The following is a 15,280-nucleotide window of genomic DNA, read 5'->3' as shown; positions in this document are numbered from 1 at the left end:
CCTCGCCAGCAATATGGCGAGGCCGAGTCCCATGTCAAGGAGTGTCATGGAGGAGACGCTTCGATCATAGCGGCCTGCCCGCTCCAACCTAAACAATTGTTCGCCATATGCTTATCGGCGCGGGGTGGTCGGCCATAACGCATCGCGGCCATCGCGGCATGCACGTCGCGGTTATATCGTTAGAACAAAAAGTCGCTTCGTGCGGCACGCCTCGCTGATTAAGATGGTGCTTCATAGTCCGGTTCGCCCCGGCGCGCTTGTGCGCAACCCGCGCGAAGCGCCGTGAGCCGCTACCGAAGGAGCATTTCGTTGACCAGTTTCGATCATCACCGCCGCCCGCTCGTCGTCGGCATTGGCGGCACGACCCGCGCAGCTTCGTCGACCGAACGCGCACTCGGCTTTGCGCTGCGTGGCGCGGAAGCCGCGGGCGCCAGGACCCGGCTCTTTGGCGGCACGTTTCTGCATAGCCTGCCGCACTATGCGCCGGAACACAGCGAACGCACCGACGAACAGCTCGAACTGATCGAAGCCGTGCGCCACGCCGACGCGCTGATCATCGCGACGCCGGGCTATCACGGCGGCGTCTCCGGTCTCGTCAAAAACGCGCTCGACACGCTCGAGGAACTGCGCGCCGACGAGCGTCCGTATCTCGACGGCCGTGCGGTTGGCTGCATCGTCACGGCTTATGGCTGGCAAGCGGCGGGTTCGGTGCTGACTTCGCTGCGCTCGATCGTCCACGCGTTGCGCGGCTGGCCGACGCCGTTCGGCGCGGGCATCAACACGCTCGAGACGCGCTTCGATAGTGTCGATACCTGTTCCGACGCGAAGGTCGTCGACCAGCTCGCCACCGTCGGCCAGCAAGCCGCGCAATTCGCGCTTGCGTTCACCGCTCATCGTGCGCCAGGTCCGAGCGCATCGGGCGTTCCGGTTCAGCAAGCACAGTCCGCGCGTCTGCTGCACGCGGTTTAAAGCTCGGGCTCGAAGCCCCCGTTAGAAAGTTATCGTTTACAGCGCCCCTCGTTTCGCGTCGTCTCGCTACGCGAACGAGGGGCGCCTGCATTCGTGCGCATGGTGCAGATCATGTGGACCGTGCGGCACATAACAGACTCATCGGCCGCCAGGCGCCATAGTGTCTGCGAACCCACCAAACGCGCCGTTATCCGGTGTTCCGAAGAGCGTTGCGGAACTCCCCTGATTTGCTTGCGAAGAATGATTGGTTCACGGGCCCTTCAGTGCGGCCTACGCTTGAGCCAGCCCGCAGACTCATCCGCCGCCTGATGCAAACGCGCATGCCACGCGTCATCTGTACCGGCTTCCTGTAAAAACGCGGGCATATCCACTGCCACGATCATGAATTCACACATCCGCTATAAAGGCTACGAAGTTGCGCCGGCCGCGCAGCGTTTGCCCAATGGGCTGTTCGCCGCCAACCTGACCATCGAAAAAGCCAGCGCAAGCGACGGCCCGGCCTATTGTTTCGACGCGCTCGACTATTTCTTCGACGAAGAACACGCGCTCGCCTATGCATTCCGCTGGGGACGCATGTGGGTCGATAATCACCAGTGAGTTATTCGCAGTGACCCATCGGCAGTAACCCAACGCCAATGAGGCGGCATCGACGCTGACGCGCGCCCGCGATCGTGCACCGTAGACGCCGCGTTGCGGGGCAATGTGACAGAATAGGCGACACATCGAGTTCGCTCTCTGTATGCTTGCCATGTCCGACACATTGACAGATGTAGCCGAAGACCCCAGCCTGCGCCACTGGACATTCACGGGCACTGCCCGCGTGAAGATCGGATCGGAGGCGCACAAGCACATGTTCTGCCGCATGCTGCTGGAAACTCACGATCCCTACAAACCCGCCGTGATCGACTGGCCGGCGCTGCCGCCCGACGCGCTCGCGCGGCTCTGCTCGCTGCCCATCTGGGACATCGCCGTGCAAACGGAAGGCCGCGCGTCGATCAACGTTCACACTTACGCCGCGCAATTGCAGGACCCGCTGCTGCGCGAAGCCATCACGATGGACGGCGACGAAGAAGCCCGTCACAAGCGCGTGCTCGCGAAGCTGATTGCGGCCTACGGCATCGAGATCGCGCCCGAGCCGAATTATCCGGCGCCGCGCGATCCCGAATGGGCGTGGATGCGCACAGGCTATAGCGAGTGCATCGACAGTTTCTTTGCGTTTGGCCTGTTTCGCGCCGCGCAGCAATCCGGCTATTTTCCAGAAGCGCTCGTCGAGACTTTCGAGCCCGTGATTCAGGAAGAAGCGCGTCACATTCTGTTTTTCGTCAACTGGGTTGCATGGCATCGACGTAACATGCCGCTATGGCGCAGGCCGTGGCACGCATTGCGTGTAGCCGCGATCTGGGTCGTGCTGATCTGGGATCGCGTGGCGATTGCGAGAGGCATCGACGCAAACGGCGTGGCACGCGATTCGAATTTTCTGCCCGCGAACAGCAGCGTGATCGGCAAGGGGCTGGACACGCCCGAACTCATCGAGCTATGTCTCGCGGAAAACGAGCGCCGCATGAGCGGCTACGACGTGCGGCTGCTGCGTCCGCGACTCGTGCCCGCGCTTGCCCGATTCGCGCTGCGCTTTTTTATCCGGCGTTCGCGCGGCCCGGACACTGAACCATAAGGAGAACGGCCATGACATGGACCGTCGATGAACAGCTCGCGTTGAGCGCAACCAAAGCCGTCGCCGCGATCCAGTCGGGCCGGCTCAATGCAACCGATTATGTCGCGACGTTGCTCGCGCGCGCGGCCGCGCTGCAAACGCTCAACGCGCTGACCGTGATCGATCTCGACGGCGCGCTCGCCGCGGCACGGCGCATCGACGCGCTGCCCGCCGAAGCAAAAGCGCAACTGCCGCTTGCCGGCCTGCCGATCGTCGTGAAGGACAACATCAATACGGTAGGGTTGCCGACCTCGGCGGGCACACCGGCTCTCGCAGGCTTCGTGCCGCAGACCAATGCGCGTTCGGTGCAACGGCTTCTCGATGCGGGCGCAATCATTCTCGGCAAGGCCAACATGCATGAACTCGCGTTCGGCATCACGAGCAGCAACCTCGCGACGCATGCGGGCCCTGTGCGCAATCCGTACGATCCTGCGCTGATTCCGGGCGGCTCGTCGGGAGGCACCGCGGCGGCGATTGCCGCGCGCATCGTGCCCGCGGGACTTGGCACCGATACCGGCGGCTCGACGCGCATTCCCGCTGCGTTGACAGGCACCGCGGGCTTTCGTCCGTCAGTCGGCAATGGCGGCGCCGAGCGGCGCTATGACGACGCGTACGGCGTCGTGCCGATCAGCCACACGCGCGATACGGTCGGTCCGATGGCGCGCAGCGCAGCCGACATCGCATTGCTCGACGGCGTGATTACCGGCGCCGGCCCGCTGCCCGCCGTCGCGCTGAACGGCTTGCGCATCGGCTTGCCCGCGCCATTGTGGGCAGGACTTGAACGACAGGTTGAGGACGTCGCGCGCGCGGCGCTCAAAAAGCTCGAAGCAGCAGGCGTCGTGTTTGTACCGGTCGCGATGAGCGAACTCGCGGATCTCAACGGCATGGTCGGCGGACCGATCGCGATTCATGAAGCGCGCGTCGACCTGCAAGCGTGGCTCGCGGCCAATCAGGCGCCGGTGCAAACCGTTGCGGAGATCGCGGCCCGCATCGCGAGTCCGGACGTGCGCGCGATCTACGACGAAGTGCTCGCCGGCACGCTCGACTCGCACTATGAGGCAGCGCTCAATCACTGGCGGCCGCTGTTGCAGGCCTATATCGCCGCCACTTTCGCCGACGAGCGTCTCGACGCGCTGCTGTTTCCGACCACGCGGTTGGCCGCTGTGCAGATCGACGAGATCAACGGTTCGTCGACGGTGTCGATAGACGGCGCGCCGCCGATCGACACGATGGAAGCCTTCTTGCGCAACACCGACCCTGCGAGCACCTCCGGCATTCCTGGCTTGTCGTTGCCTGCGGGAATCAGCGCGCAAGGCTTGCCCGTCGGCCTCGAAATCGACGGGCCGCTCGGCAGCGACCGGCGCCTGCTCGCCATCGGCGTTGCAATCGAACAGCTACTCGGCGAAATACCGCCGCCCGTGTTATAGACCCGACACAAGATGCCGCTAAAAAAAGCTCTGATTCACGCGCCGACCGACACACTGGCGAATCCGCAATCCGTTGTTCAATCTCATCACCGCAGTCCTGCAAATCGCGGCGCGCGCCATGTCAGGCGAGCCGCGGCGCTACTCGGCATTGCGCTTGCCGCTGCGGGCTGCGCGCGTCTCGCAGCCATCGATTCCAACGCGTTATGGAAGATCGTCGATATTCGCTGCGTGCCGGCAGAACAGGCGACCGGCACGCCGGGTCAATGCACGGCGGTGAACCTCGAGAAACGCTACGCGATCCTAAAGGATATTGTCGGACGCTCGCAGTATTTGCTGATTCCGACGGATCACGTGAGCGGTATCGAAAGTCCGCAGGTGCTCGCGCCGCATGCGCCAAGCTATTGGGCCGACGCGTGGGCCGCGCGGAGCTACGTGAACGGCGCCGTCAAACGGACGCTCCCCGATAATCAGTTGGGCCTGGAAATCAATTCGCAATTTCGCCGCACGCAGAACCAGTTGCATATTCACATCGACTGCATGCGCGCCGATATCAGCGACGCACTCGCGCGGCACGCGAAAGACGCGCCCGGCACATGGCATTGGGACACGCTCGACGGCGACCGATACCGGATCATGCGCGTGACCGCGCTGACCGGCGCGAGCGATCCGTTTCGCCTCGTCTCGCTCGACAACCCGGACTCCGACGCAATGGCGATGCAAACCATCCTCGTGACGGGCGCGGGGGCGTCTGCGGAGAAAGACGGCTGGCTGGTCGTGAACAGCGGCCTCGATGCGGATAACGGCAGCGGTTCAGCCGAGGGCTTGCTCGATCATGCGTGCCGTGTGGCGGACGCGTCGTAGCCGTCTCAAGTGTTGCTGTTGCGGCATATGAGCACGCACGCCATCACCAGGGCCGGCGCACCGAGTCCTGATAGTGCGTGAGAATGAAATGCGCGACGTCGTCCGAGTGATACGCGGCCACCAGTTGCGCGACCCACGGCTGGCCGCGATCGGCGTCGCGCACGGTCAGCACGCCGGCATAGGGCGAGCGCGCGTCTTCCATGCCGATGCTGTCGCGCGCCGGATAGAGTCCCGCCCGCTGCGCGCTCGCACTGTCGATCACGACAACGGCCGCATCGTTCAGCGCCGTTACGAGCCGCTCGCGCGGCAGCGCGCGCAGCTTCAGATTCAGGCGGTTGGCGGTCACATCGCGCAGCGTCGCGTGAAGACCGGCGCGGTCGTTGAACGTCAGCAGCGTGTAGTTTTGCAGCAGGATCAGCGCGCGTGCCATACCGTCGCGATCGGCGGGAATGACGATCGTCGCGCCTCGCTGAATCTGCGTGAGGCTCGTCAGCTTGCGCGAATAAAGCGCCATCGGTAACGTGACGGTCGTTGCTACTTCGGAGAGCGCGTAGCCATGCTTTTCGCGCGACGCTGCGAACGCCGGGCCGTCCTCGAAGCTCGCGGCGTCGATCCGATGCGCGGCTAGCGCGGCATCGATCCGCGCACCGTCGTCGAATGTCACGACGTCGATGTCGAGTCCACGCGACGTTGCCACGCGCCGCACTTCGGCCATGATTTCAGCGTGCGTGCCGCGCGTTACACCGACTTTGACGGCGGCTTTGATATCGCTGCTTCTTGCTTCAGGCTGCACGCCATACGCGGCGATTGCCGCCCCGCCGAGCAATGCGGCAGCGATCGTGGCACGCATATAACCTCGCAGTGTCATCCGTCGACATCCCGCAAGAGAGTTCTAAAGCCGATATGCGACGCCGGCAGATCCGCTTCCTGTTGTTCACGCGACGAGGCGCGATAGCGCACACAGTAATCGCGCGAGCAGAGGAACGAGCCGCCCTTGATGACCATAGGCGTGTCGTGCCTGCGCGTGGACGGCGCGACCGCCGCGGTATCGCCGTTGGTATGCGACTGATGCGCGCCGGTGTAGACGTCCTTGGTCCACTCCCATGCATTGCCGATCATGTCGTACAGCTTGAAGCCGTTCGCCGCGTAGCAGCCGACGGGCGCGAGACCCACATGCCCGTCGTCGTTCGTATTGAGCACGGGGAATACGCCTTGCCAGTAGTTCGCGGCGGGCTTGCCCTGTGCATTGCGCGGCGCCGTGTCGAGATCGGCGCCTTCGTTGCCGCCCTTCGCCGCGTATTCCCATTCGGCTTCGGTCGGCAGATCGCGGCCAAGCCACCGCGCGTACGCCAATGCATCGGCCTGCGTGACGAGCGTCACCGGCTGGTTCATCAGACGGTCGATGCCGCTGCCCTCGCCTTGCGGATGCCGCCACGACGCGCCCTTCACCCACGTCCACCATGCGAGGTCGCGTGCGTCCATTTCCGCGCGCGTCGGCGAGTGAAAGACGGCTGCACCGCCCTGCTTTTCCGCGTCGGTGACGTAGCCGGTCGCGTTGACGAAAGCGGCGAACTGCGCGTTCGTCACGTCCGTCTGATCGATCCAGAAGCCGCCGACGCGCGTGCGGCCGTCGCCCGCCGGTCGTTCGTCCTGATAGCCGCGCGTGCTGCCGAGCACGAATGTGCCGCCATGCAGATGCACCATGCCGGCCTTCGGATCGTCACGCCATCCGGCGGGTAAGCCGGCGTAGCGCTCGCACTGTGTTTCGGAGCCGAGCGGCGCGAGCGAACGCGCGCGGTTCAGCTCGTCGAAACCGCTGGTTCTTGCAGGCCACGCTGCCGCCACCGCGAAAGCCGCGCCGAAGGCCGCAATGAAGACCGCGACGAAGAGGCCGCCAAATGCAGCAAGTGTTCTTGCTCGGATGCGCGTCCTACTCATGATGCTGTGCCCGACATGATTGCACTCACGCGCTCGCTCAGTAGTAGCCGCGCGGCCGCAACGGTTCGACACCGCCCACGCCGGACATGTAGGCATTCCACTGCTGCACGAGTCCGTCGATGATCGAAGGATTCTGCGCGGCCACGTCCGTCGTTTCGCCGCGGTCCGAGGTCATGTCGTAAAGCTGCCAGTGACCATCCACGGGACCGAGCGGCGGCTCCGTCCACAAGGCTTTCCACTTGCCGTCCGCGCTGCGCAGATAGCCGCGGCCGTACGCTTCATCCCCGAACGATGCCGTGTGCACGTCCGCATTCGACTGATCGGTCAAGACCGGCAGCAACGATTGCCCCGTGACGGGATACACATAGCGGTTGTTGTAAATCACCTTGCCCTTGTTCTGATCGACGCCTGTCAGCGAGTTGATCAGCGCAGGCGCGGGCTGCGTCGGCGGCGTAACGCCCGCGACGGCAAGGAACGTCGCCGTGTTGTCGGTGACGTGCGTAAAGACGCGCAATGCCGGCTTCTGCGTGGTCTGGCCAGGCAAGCGCACGATCAGCGGCGTCGATACACCGCCTTCTCCCGAATAGCCCTTCGTCAGACGGAACGGCGTTGCGCTGACTTCCGCCCAGCGCAAGCCGTATTGCAGACGCCGCGCGTTCTGCAGGCCGTTGTCGGTGCCGAGCGTCGAATAGACAGGCTCCGCGGCATTCGCCGTGTCGGTCGCGCGCGGGTCCGCGCCGGAGTCGATCGGCCAGCCTTCGGCGCCGTTGTCCGACTGGAACATGATGAACGTGTTGTCGTATTCGCCGATGTCTTCCAAATGCTGGATCAACAGACCGATGTTGTGGTCGAGGTTCTCGACCATGCCGGCATAGATCTCCATATAGCGCGCCTGCGCTTTCTTTTCATCCGCGGAAAGGCTTGCCCATGACTTGTTCACAAAGCCCGGACCATAGTCGGAATACCCTTGCGCTGCACTATGAACGGCGCTCACGTATTTCGCGTTGGTGGTGCCGTTATTCGCGCTGGCCGGCGTGGCAGTCAGCGTTTCTGCGGCGCCCGCGTAGGGATTAAAGTCGGCGGGAATAATGCCGAGTGCTTTTTGCCGAGCGATGCGCGCCGCGCGAATGACGTCGTAGCCGGCGTCGTATTTACCGGCATAGTTGTGCAGATACGGTTCCGGCACCTGCAAAGGCCAATGCGGAGATGTGTATGCGGCATATGCAAAGAACGGCTTGCCGTCTTTTCGATTTGAATCGATGTAGGAAATAAGCCTTTGCGTATAGAAGTCCGTCGAATAGAACACGGCCGGATTGCCGCCCGCGCCGCCGGGCTGACCCGGCTGTCCGGGCTGCACGTACTGCCCGTCTTCCGTATAGTTCTTCGAGCCCGCAGGCTCATGCGCGAAGTGATTGGTCGCCGCGCCGCCGAGCAGTGCATAGCTATGCTCGAAGCCCCATTGGTCGGGCGTCTGTCCGCTGCCCGTTGCACTGCCGGCAATGCCCGAGCCGATATGCCACTTGCCCGCCATGTACGTGTGATAGCCCGCGTCCTTCAGCAGTTGCGCGACCGATAACGCGCGGTCGTTCAGATAGCCTTCGTAGCCTGGCAGACCTTTGCGTTCATCGGTCGGCACGCCCATGGTGCCTTCGCCGACCAGATGGTGATCGGTGCCTGAAATAAGCATCGCGCGCGTGATCGCGCAAACGGTGCCCGTATGATGGTTCGTGAGAATGCGTCCGGATTGCACGAGCGCATCGAGATTTGGCGTATTGATTTCGCCGCCGAACGCGTGAATATCCGAGTAGCCCAGGTCGTCTGCCATGATGTACAGAATGTTCGGGCGCTTCGCGGCGACAGGCGCGGAAACCGGCGGCGTGGGAGACACACCGTCCGAACAGGCAGAGAGCGCGACGACGCTGGCAATGACACCGGCAATGGCCGCACCGACTGCCCGCAGCCTGGGAACGGTTGGGAACGTTGATCGCTGCGACCTGGAACTCTGCATTGTTATATGACCGTGGTTGTCCGAGCCCGAAATGGTAGCAACCGGCCATTTGCCGCCCAACCAAGGTTTACTGAAAAGCAAGCGAGTTTCCGTGCTAAGGGATTGCCGCGTGTTTCGCGGCCTGGCGCGCGATCAATGATAGGTCGTCGTGGACGACTGCAGTTTCGTCAATACGCCGCGCTGAAAACGGAACCAGCCTTGCGAGCCTTGCATCACGACCTCGTCGCCTTGCCAGAACACGCGCTTGACCGTCATGCGTACACCGACGCGCTGCACCTGCGGCGGACGACGCCGGAAGTCGTACAGCACCGGGCCGGAGTCGGTTTGCACAAGCATGCGCGTGAGCGTGTCGTTTGCGCTGCTTACGTCGTCGAAATGCGCGAGAGTATTTGCGGCAAAGCGATCGAGAACTTCTCTATCAAGCAGTACGGTGAAATCGCGGCCGTCGTGCGCGAATTGCAGTTTTCCAGCGCGTGTATCGAGCGGGCCTGGGTCGTTGCTCTGTGCATGAACCGCGGTGGCGAGAGAGACGGCCGCTAATGCGGCAACGAACAGTCGTTTCATGTTGTCTTTTAGTTAGGCAAGATGTGCGGACGGCGGAGTGTGAGTTGCGACTTCTTTACTTGTTTATTTGTTCACACCGCCATCATACCTTTCTGAAAGACCACGCCTGTTTACGTGATCGATGCGTCTCGACGTTTCTTCATCTCTTCATGCGAATGGCAAAGGAAGCGGCGAACGGACTTATCCGCCGCTTCGTGCTTCGTGCTTCGTGCTTCGTGCTTCGTGCTTCGTGCTTCCTGCTTCCTGCTTCCTGCTTCCTGCTTCCTGCTTCCTGCTTCCTGCATCAAAAGCGAGTGCGGACACCTGTCGTCAATTCAAGCTGATTCGACGCACCGAACGTGCTGCCGACCGTATAGCCGCCGTGCAGCCTCATGTAGTCGCCGGCAAGGTACACCTCGGTACGCTTGGACAGGTGATAGAACCCGGACCAGTAGAGCGTCTCCTTGTAGCCGTTGTGCAGACCGGAAGTCGGATCGAACGCGCCAATGTTCGCGTTCGGAATATTGCCGTCGGCGTTATACGCTGCATTCTTCACGCGCATCTGCTGATAGCCGAGTTCGTAATCGAACGGGCCTTTCGGCGCCAGCTTGAGCGATACGGTCCACGCGTTGTCCTGACGCTGACCGAGCGCGCCCTGGTTGCCCAGGTAGCGGAAATAGCCGGCGTTGGCGCGCAAAATTCCAAATGTATAGTTTCCACCAACAGAATACGACTGGTTCGTGATGCCCGCGCGATTCACATGGCTATAGAACGCGGACACGTTGAACGGGCCGCCGTTGTAGCCCAGTGCCGCCTGATAATTGGAGTTCGAGCCGAAACTCGTCGAATTGCCGAACGCGTAGCCGGCGCTCGCGAAGATGCCGTTATCGAAGATCTTTTTCCACGCAACGCCGTTGTTATAGCGCGTACCCGTCGCGCTGCCCGCATAAAAGATCATCTGCTTGAAGTTGTTGGAATTCGTCCAGCCGCCCTCCTCGGTAGTCAGGCGCGCACTGCCGTACGGATCGCCATAAATGGCGGCTGCATCGCGAGCAATGGTGTTCTGAAAACCCGCCGTGATCTTGCCGAAGCTGTCGTTCTCGATACCGACCCACGCGTCGCGATCGAAGATCTGACCCGGATCTTCCATCTCGCCGTTAGCTACCACGTATTCGCTTTCGAGCCGGAAGATGATCTTCGAGCCGCCGCCAATATCTTCCGCACCCTTCAAGCCCCAACGGCTGCCGCTGAACCACGGCTCGCCATCGATACCCATGCCGATGACGTGCGCGCCGTTCGCATTGGCATGCGACTGATAGGTCGGCACGCTCAGGTCCATCAATCCATAAAGCTGCACGCTGGACTGAGCGTGAGCGCCGGTTACCCCGCAAGCACCGGCTGCGACCGCGAGAGTCAGGTATCGTTTCTTCAAGTTCGTCTCCTCAAGTTGCTGCGTTGAAAATCTGATTGTTCTGGTCGTGTTTTGGATAACTAAGCAGATTCACCGATGCTTCGGATTACGGCGCTTGCGACTATTAGAAATGCTTCGCGCGGAGAATGTAGCCGAGACCTCGCAGCGTCATGATCTGCGCGCTCGACCTGGCGAGATGCTTGCGCAAACGGTGAATGTAGATGTCGATGGCGTCCGCGCTTGGCTCGTCGTCCAGGCTGAAAACGCTTTCCATCAGCACGGACTTCGACACTGTCTTGCCTTGCCTCAACATCAATGTTTCGAGGACGGTATGCTCGCGGCGCCGCAGCGCGAGACGCTCGTCGTTGTGAAAGAACTCCCTTGTATCGGAGATGTATTGCAAGTCGCCACAGGTGAGGCACGACGACATGCCGCCCGATTGCCGGCGAATCAGCGCCTTGATACGCGCGACGAGCTCGCGCACATCGAATGGCTTGACGACGTAGTCGTCGGCACCTGCGTTGAAGCAATCCACTTTGTCGTCGGTCGAACCATGCGCGGTCAGCATGATGACCGGCACCATGTCGCCGCGGCGGCGCAATCGTGCGAGCACTTCCTTGCCGTCCATTCGCGGCAGCCGAAGATCGAGCACGACGACGTCGTAGTGTTGCGTCGTCAGCATGGTGTCCGCACACTCGCCGTTAGGAACGCAATCCACCGCGAAATTTGCGAGGCGCAGAAGATTGACGGTCCAGTGTGCAAGCTCGCTGTTGTCTTCAACCAGTAGTAGCTTCATCGGACCTTCCATTGATTAATCGACCAGAAGGCGCTCGCCATGCCACGTGAGTTTCTTTCAGAAAGTCGCGCTCCCGCGTCACGCAGACAGCATGCTGTAAGCGGACGACTGCTTGCATCCTGTGGTGCCGGTTCTCAACGTAGCCTCGTCGTACTGCTTCGCTCCGCCTCGTTGCAATCACGCCGCGATTATGGGAGGGCAAATCCTTCTCTCCGCTTTCATGGCGACCCGTTTTCCTTAGGGGAAATCCATGATGCATAGTGAAGCAATTGCACAATTCGCGATTGCGCGGCGACTTTTTTCAACCGTTGAGCCGATCGTTGAACGACGTTTCTTAAGATTCCTTAAGGGTGAGGTCGCGGGTACAAAGACGCGGAGCTGAGTCGTTGGTCAGCAGAACGGTTCTTTCGCAGCCGTAGCGCAATGCAATCCCGAACAAATTGGTTCCGGCGTCGTCTATTGGCCTTTAGCATCGGTCCAAACTTGCATCCGATCGATTCAGCCGATGGCGATTTACCTCGACGACACCCAGCGCAACGCAATCGCCAGGCTCTCCATGAGCCGCGCCTGGCGCACACAATGGCCGACATGGGCGCTCATCGTCGCGATCTACGGCGGATGGTTCGGCCTCGCGACGCACGCTCGCGTGCTGGGCTTGCCGCTCACCACCGCGCTGCTCGCCCTCGTGAGCGCGTGGTATATGTCGTTGCAACATGAATTGCTCCACGGCCACCCCACGCGCTCGGCGCACCTGAATGCACTGCTTGGCTTCGCGCCGCTGGCGGTGTGGTTTCCGTACCGCGTCTATCGCGACTCGCATCTTCAGCATCACGACGATCCACAGTTGACCAAGCCAGGGCACGACCCGGAAAGCTATTTCGTCGACGGTGAAGTGTGGGAACGCGCCGGCTGGGCAATGCGCGCGCTTCTCACGTGCCGCAACACGCTGGCCGGCCGCCTGCTGTTGGGACCGGCTTTCGCCATTGCGGCGACGGGCGTTGATGCGCTGCGCAAAATCAAACGCGGCGATTGGCGCGACCTGCCCGCCTGGCTTGCGCACTTCGCCGCGCTCGCCGCGCTAACCGCGTGGCTGCAATACGTTTGCTCGATTCCGGCCTGGGTGTTCATTCTCGGCGTCGGCTATGGGGCACTGTCGCTTGGCTCGCTTCGCTCGTTCCGCGAGCATCGCGCGGCACACGAGTGTGCACACCGCACGGTTATCAATGAAGCAGGTCTGTTCTGGCGGCTGCTTTATCTGAACAACAATTTCCATCTCGTCCACCACGACTTGCCGCATGTTCCGTGGTTCGCGCTGAGGACGGTCTATGAGGCGTCCCGCGAGCAGTACATCGAGCGGTCGGGAGGATTTCTGGTCGCGGGTTATGGCGAATGGGTAAGGCACAACGCCTTCGTCCCGGCTGAGAACCCGGTGCATGACCGGCCGCGCGGGTTTGCGCCTGCATTCAAGGAACCTGCGATGTATGCAGGGAAGGCGCTGCTCATCGCTGCATCGCGCGATGAATCCGAGAACCGTTAGCTGCCGGAACCGAAAATAGTCCCGCTTTTCGTGGCGCGGTAGAATCCGAGCTAACACTCGCTTCCTGCCACGCCGCACCATGAAAACTGCCAGACGTCCCTCGTTAAAACCGCGCAAGCTTCCCCAGCAATCGCGCGCGCAACAAACCGTGGCGACGATACTCGAGGCCGCGGCGCTCGTTCTCGAAACCAAAGGCTCAGACGGCCTCAACACCAATCTGGTCGCACAGCGCGCCGGTGTCAGCGTGGGCACGCTGTATCAGTACTTCCCGAACAAGGACGCGCTCATTGTCGCGCTGAGCAAACGCGAGCTGGCCGTGTTCCTTGCGGAAGCGGAAGGCGCGTTGAACGAGCCGACGGGTCAGAGCGCATTGAAGCACCTGATCACCGTCTCGGTACGCCAGCAACTGCGCCGTCCGGCGCTTGCACGCGTGCTCGATTTCGAGGAAAACCGCCCTGCCATTGCCAAAGAACTGGCCAGGTCCAAAGCGGCATTTCGCGCGGTCATCGAGCAGATTCTGGCGCGCGACGACATCCCGCCGCAGCCCGACATGCAGATTGCCACGGATGATCTCGTCGCCATCGTTCGCGCGATCGTGGACGGCGCCGGAGAGCGCGGCGAAACGGACCGCGCAGCGCTGGAAAGGCGCGTTGGGCGCGCGTTGTGGGGCTATCTTGGCATCGTGGATAACCCTCTTCCGAAGCCGCGGAGCCGCAAATAGAGCGTGGACAAAATACGAGTAGTCGCTCAGCTTGCTATCTACTCTTCGCCCGAAAGCCTTTGCCCGCGGCGGACTAAGCGCTGCTAACACCCGCTCTCTAATGCGAGTTTCAAAACTGAGCGCTTGCTCGCAAAATGGGTTCTGTGAAGCGCGGCAACGTTCGCGCGCTCCACCGCACCTATTAACGTTTTCTGCGAGTTCGATCATGAATCTTCACAAAGAAGCCAAGCTGAACCACCTCAGCTTTCCCACTAACGACGTCGCCGAAACAGCCGCCTTCTTCGAAAAGTACCTGGGCTGCGAGGTCGCCGCTGCCGGCGAGCATCGCCTGCTCAAGCGCGACGGCTTCGACATCGTGCTCGAGCACGTCAGCGAAGAGACGCCTGTCTGGCCCAAAAACTTCCACTTCGGTCTCGAAGTCGCCACCCTGAAGGATCTTCACACGCTTCACGACGAGTTCCTGAAGGGCGGCGTTCAGATGGAAACAGGCGTCTTCAACAACACACGCGGGTCCCGCTTTTTCTGCCGCGCGCCCGGCGGCGTGCTCATTGAGATCAACACTCGCGAGGACATGCAGGAGCAATGGCGCAAGCTGTTCTAGCGTGAATGCGAGGACACGCGCGATCGTCCGGCTTTCACCACGGCACGACTCGCCCGAGATAATCGAGGTAATGCAAACCGCCGCGGCCCTCGTAAGCCTCCATCGTATCGAGCAGATTCGGAATGCTCTCTTCGATACTCAGGCGCGCTTCGGGGCCGCCCATGTCCGTGCGTACCCAGCCTGGCGCCATCAGCAGCAAGGTTCGCGGATCGTTGGCATGGCGCGCTGCAAAGCTGCGCATGAACATGTTCAGCGCGGCCTTGCTGCCGCGGTAAACCTCGTAGTTGCCGTTCACGTTGTTGGTTACGCTGCCCTGGCCCGAAGACATCACGCCGATGGTGCCGCCCGGTTCAACCAGATCGTGCAAGCGCTCGATCACCCGCATCGGACTGAGCGAATTGGTCACCATCACGCGCACGAATTCCTCGGTCGATACGTCCGCGATCGTTTCGCGATCGTCGTTCTTGACGCCGGCATTCACGAAGAGCATATCGAGTCGACGGCCTGCAAGGCGCGCGCGCAAATCCGCAATCTGCTCAGGCACGGTTATATCGAGCGTTTCGATTTCGAGTGCGCCTTGAAGATCGCGAAGCTTCTGCATCGAATGGGCGCGGCCGGTCGCAATCACGCGCCAGCCGCGTTTCAGATATTCGGCGGTCATCGCGAGGCCGAGACCGCGCGATGCACCGACAAGCAGAACCGTCTTTTGCCGATTGATGGTTTCCACAATCATCTCCCCGTCGTTAAGCAATTCGAT

Annotated in this window: 15 protein-coding genes; 8 read left to right on the top strand and 7 right to left on the bottom strand. The window is 61.8% G+C overall.

Annotation, left to right across the window (positions count from 1 at the left end):
- The first annotated feature begins 309 nt into the window (after positions 1-309).
- The 5 genes from BGRAMDRAFT_RS00555 to BGRAMDRAFT_RS00535 all read left to right on the top strand — a co-directional run bounded on the left by BGRAMDRAFT_RS00555 (position 310) and on the right by BGRAMDRAFT_RS00535 (position 4,968).
- Positions 310-969 (top strand): NADPH-dependent FMN reductase, encoded by a 660-nt coding sequence (locus BGRAMDRAFT_RS00555; protein WP_006046662.1) that lies wholly within the window; start codon positions 310-312, stop codon positions 967-969.
- A 381-nt stretch (positions 970-1,350) separates the two neighbouring features.
- Positions 1,351-1,566: a hypothetical protein gene (locus tag BGRAMDRAFT_RS00550; protein WP_006046660.1), complete on the top strand. Its 216-nt coding sequence runs from the start codon at positions 1,351-1,353 to the stop codon at positions 1,564-1,566.
- 151 nt (positions 1,567-1,717) lie between these two features.
- Positions 1,718-2,641: a hypothetical protein gene (locus BGRAMDRAFT_RS00545; RefSeq protein ID WP_029965902.1), complete on the top strand. Its 924-nt coding sequence runs from the start codon at positions 1,718-1,720 to the stop codon at positions 2,639-2,641.
- 11 nt (positions 2,642-2,652) lie between these two features.
- Positions 2,653-4,107 (top strand): indoleacetamide hydrolase, encoded by a 1,455-nt coding sequence (iaaH, locus tag BGRAMDRAFT_RS00540; RefSeq protein WP_006046657.1) that lies wholly within the window; start codon positions 2,653-2,655, stop codon positions 4,105-4,107.
- Between the two features lie 12 nt (positions 4,108-4,119).
- The gene (locus tag BGRAMDRAFT_RS00535) at positions 4,120-4,968 is read left to right on the top strand and encodes a CDP-diacylglycerol diphosphatase (RefSeq protein WP_006046656.1); all 849 of its coding nucleotides are present in this window, start codon (positions 4,120-4,122) and stop codon (positions 4,966-4,968) included.
- Positions 4,969-5,011: 43 nt separating this feature from the next.
- On the opposite strand, the gene BGRAMDRAFT_RS00530 is transcribed toward BGRAMDRAFT_RS00535, so the two are convergent.
- From BGRAMDRAFT_RS00530 to BGRAMDRAFT_RS00505, 6 genes are all read right to left on the bottom strand, one after another.
- Positions 5,012-5,836 (bottom strand): MetQ/NlpA family lipoprotein, encoded by an 825-nt coding sequence (locus BGRAMDRAFT_RS00530; protein ID WP_006046655.1) that lies wholly within the window; start codon positions 5,834-5,836, stop codon positions 5,012-5,014.
- Entirely contained in the window at positions 5,833-6,906 is a 1,074-nt protein-coding gene (locus BGRAMDRAFT_RS00525) for a formylglycine-generating enzyme family protein (protein ID WP_006046654.1), read from the bottom strand. The genes BGRAMDRAFT_RS00530 and BGRAMDRAFT_RS00525 overlap by 4 nt, the downstream gene beginning before the upstream one ends.
- A 37-nt stretch (positions 6,907-6,943) precedes the next feature.
- Positions 6,944-8,914 (bottom strand): arylsulfatase, encoded by a 1,971-nt coding sequence (locus tag BGRAMDRAFT_RS00520; protein ID WP_006046653.1) that lies wholly within the window; start codon positions 8,912-8,914, stop codon positions 6,944-6,946.
- A gap of 132 nt (positions 8,915-9,046) precedes the next feature.
- Positions 9,047-9,478 (bottom strand): hypothetical protein, encoded by a 432-nt coding sequence (locus BGRAMDRAFT_RS00515; protein ID WP_006046651.1) that lies wholly within the window; start codon positions 9,476-9,478, stop codon positions 9,047-9,049.
- A 283-nt stretch (positions 9,479-9,761) separates the two neighbouring features.
- A complete protein-coding gene (locus BGRAMDRAFT_RS00510) occupies positions 9,762-10,889 on the bottom strand; it encodes a porin (protein WP_006046650.1) in 1,128 nt (375 codons plus the stop codon).
- Between the two features lie 103 nt (positions 10,890-10,992).
- Entirely contained in the window at positions 10,993-11,664 is a 672-nt protein-coding gene (locus BGRAMDRAFT_RS00505; protein ID WP_006046649.1) for a response regulator, read from the bottom strand.
- Between the two features lie 505 nt (positions 11,665-12,169).
- On the opposite strand from BGRAMDRAFT_RS00505, the gene BGRAMDRAFT_RS00500 reads away from it, so the two are divergent.
- The 3 genes from BGRAMDRAFT_RS00500 (at position 12,170) to BGRAMDRAFT_RS00490 (ending at position 14,523) form a co-directional block, all read left to right on the top strand.
- Positions 12,170-13,201 carry a fatty acid desaturase gene (locus BGRAMDRAFT_RS00500; protein ID WP_006046647.1) on the top strand — a complete coding sequence of 344 codons (1,032 nt, stop codon included), beginning with the start codon at positions 12,170-12,172 and terminating at the stop codon, positions 13,199-13,201.
- Positions 13,202-13,280: 79 nt separating this feature from the next.
- Positions 13,281-13,922 carry a TetR/AcrR family transcriptional regulator gene (locus BGRAMDRAFT_RS00495; protein WP_006046646.1) on the top strand — a complete coding sequence of 214 codons (642 nt, stop codon included), beginning with the start codon at positions 13,281-13,283 and terminating at the stop codon, positions 13,920-13,922.
- Between the two features lie 205 nt (positions 13,923-14,127).
- Positions 14,128-14,523 carry a VOC family protein gene (locus BGRAMDRAFT_RS00490; protein WP_006046645.1) on the top strand — a complete coding sequence of 132 codons (396 nt, stop codon included), beginning with the start codon at positions 14,128-14,130 and terminating at the stop codon, positions 14,521-14,523.
- Between the two features lie 34 nt (positions 14,524-14,557).
- Here BGRAMDRAFT_RS00490 and BGRAMDRAFT_RS00485 read toward each other — a convergent pair whose 3' ends face one another.
- Positions 14,558-15,250, bottom strand: a complete 693-nt coding sequence (locus BGRAMDRAFT_RS00485) for an SDR family NAD(P)-dependent oxidoreductase (RefSeq protein WP_415857589.1) — start codon at positions 15,248-15,250, stop codon at positions 14,558-14,560.
- Between the last annotated feature and the right edge of the window lie 30 nt (positions 15,251-15,280).

The sequence above is a fragment of the Paraburkholderia graminis C4D1M genome (genome assembly GCF_000172415.1).
Taxonomy (GTDB): Bacteria; Pseudomonadota; Gammaproteobacteria; order Burkholderiales; family Burkholderiaceae; genus Paraburkholderia; species Paraburkholderia graminis.
This window is presented reverse-complemented; position numbering and strand designations above follow the sequence as displayed.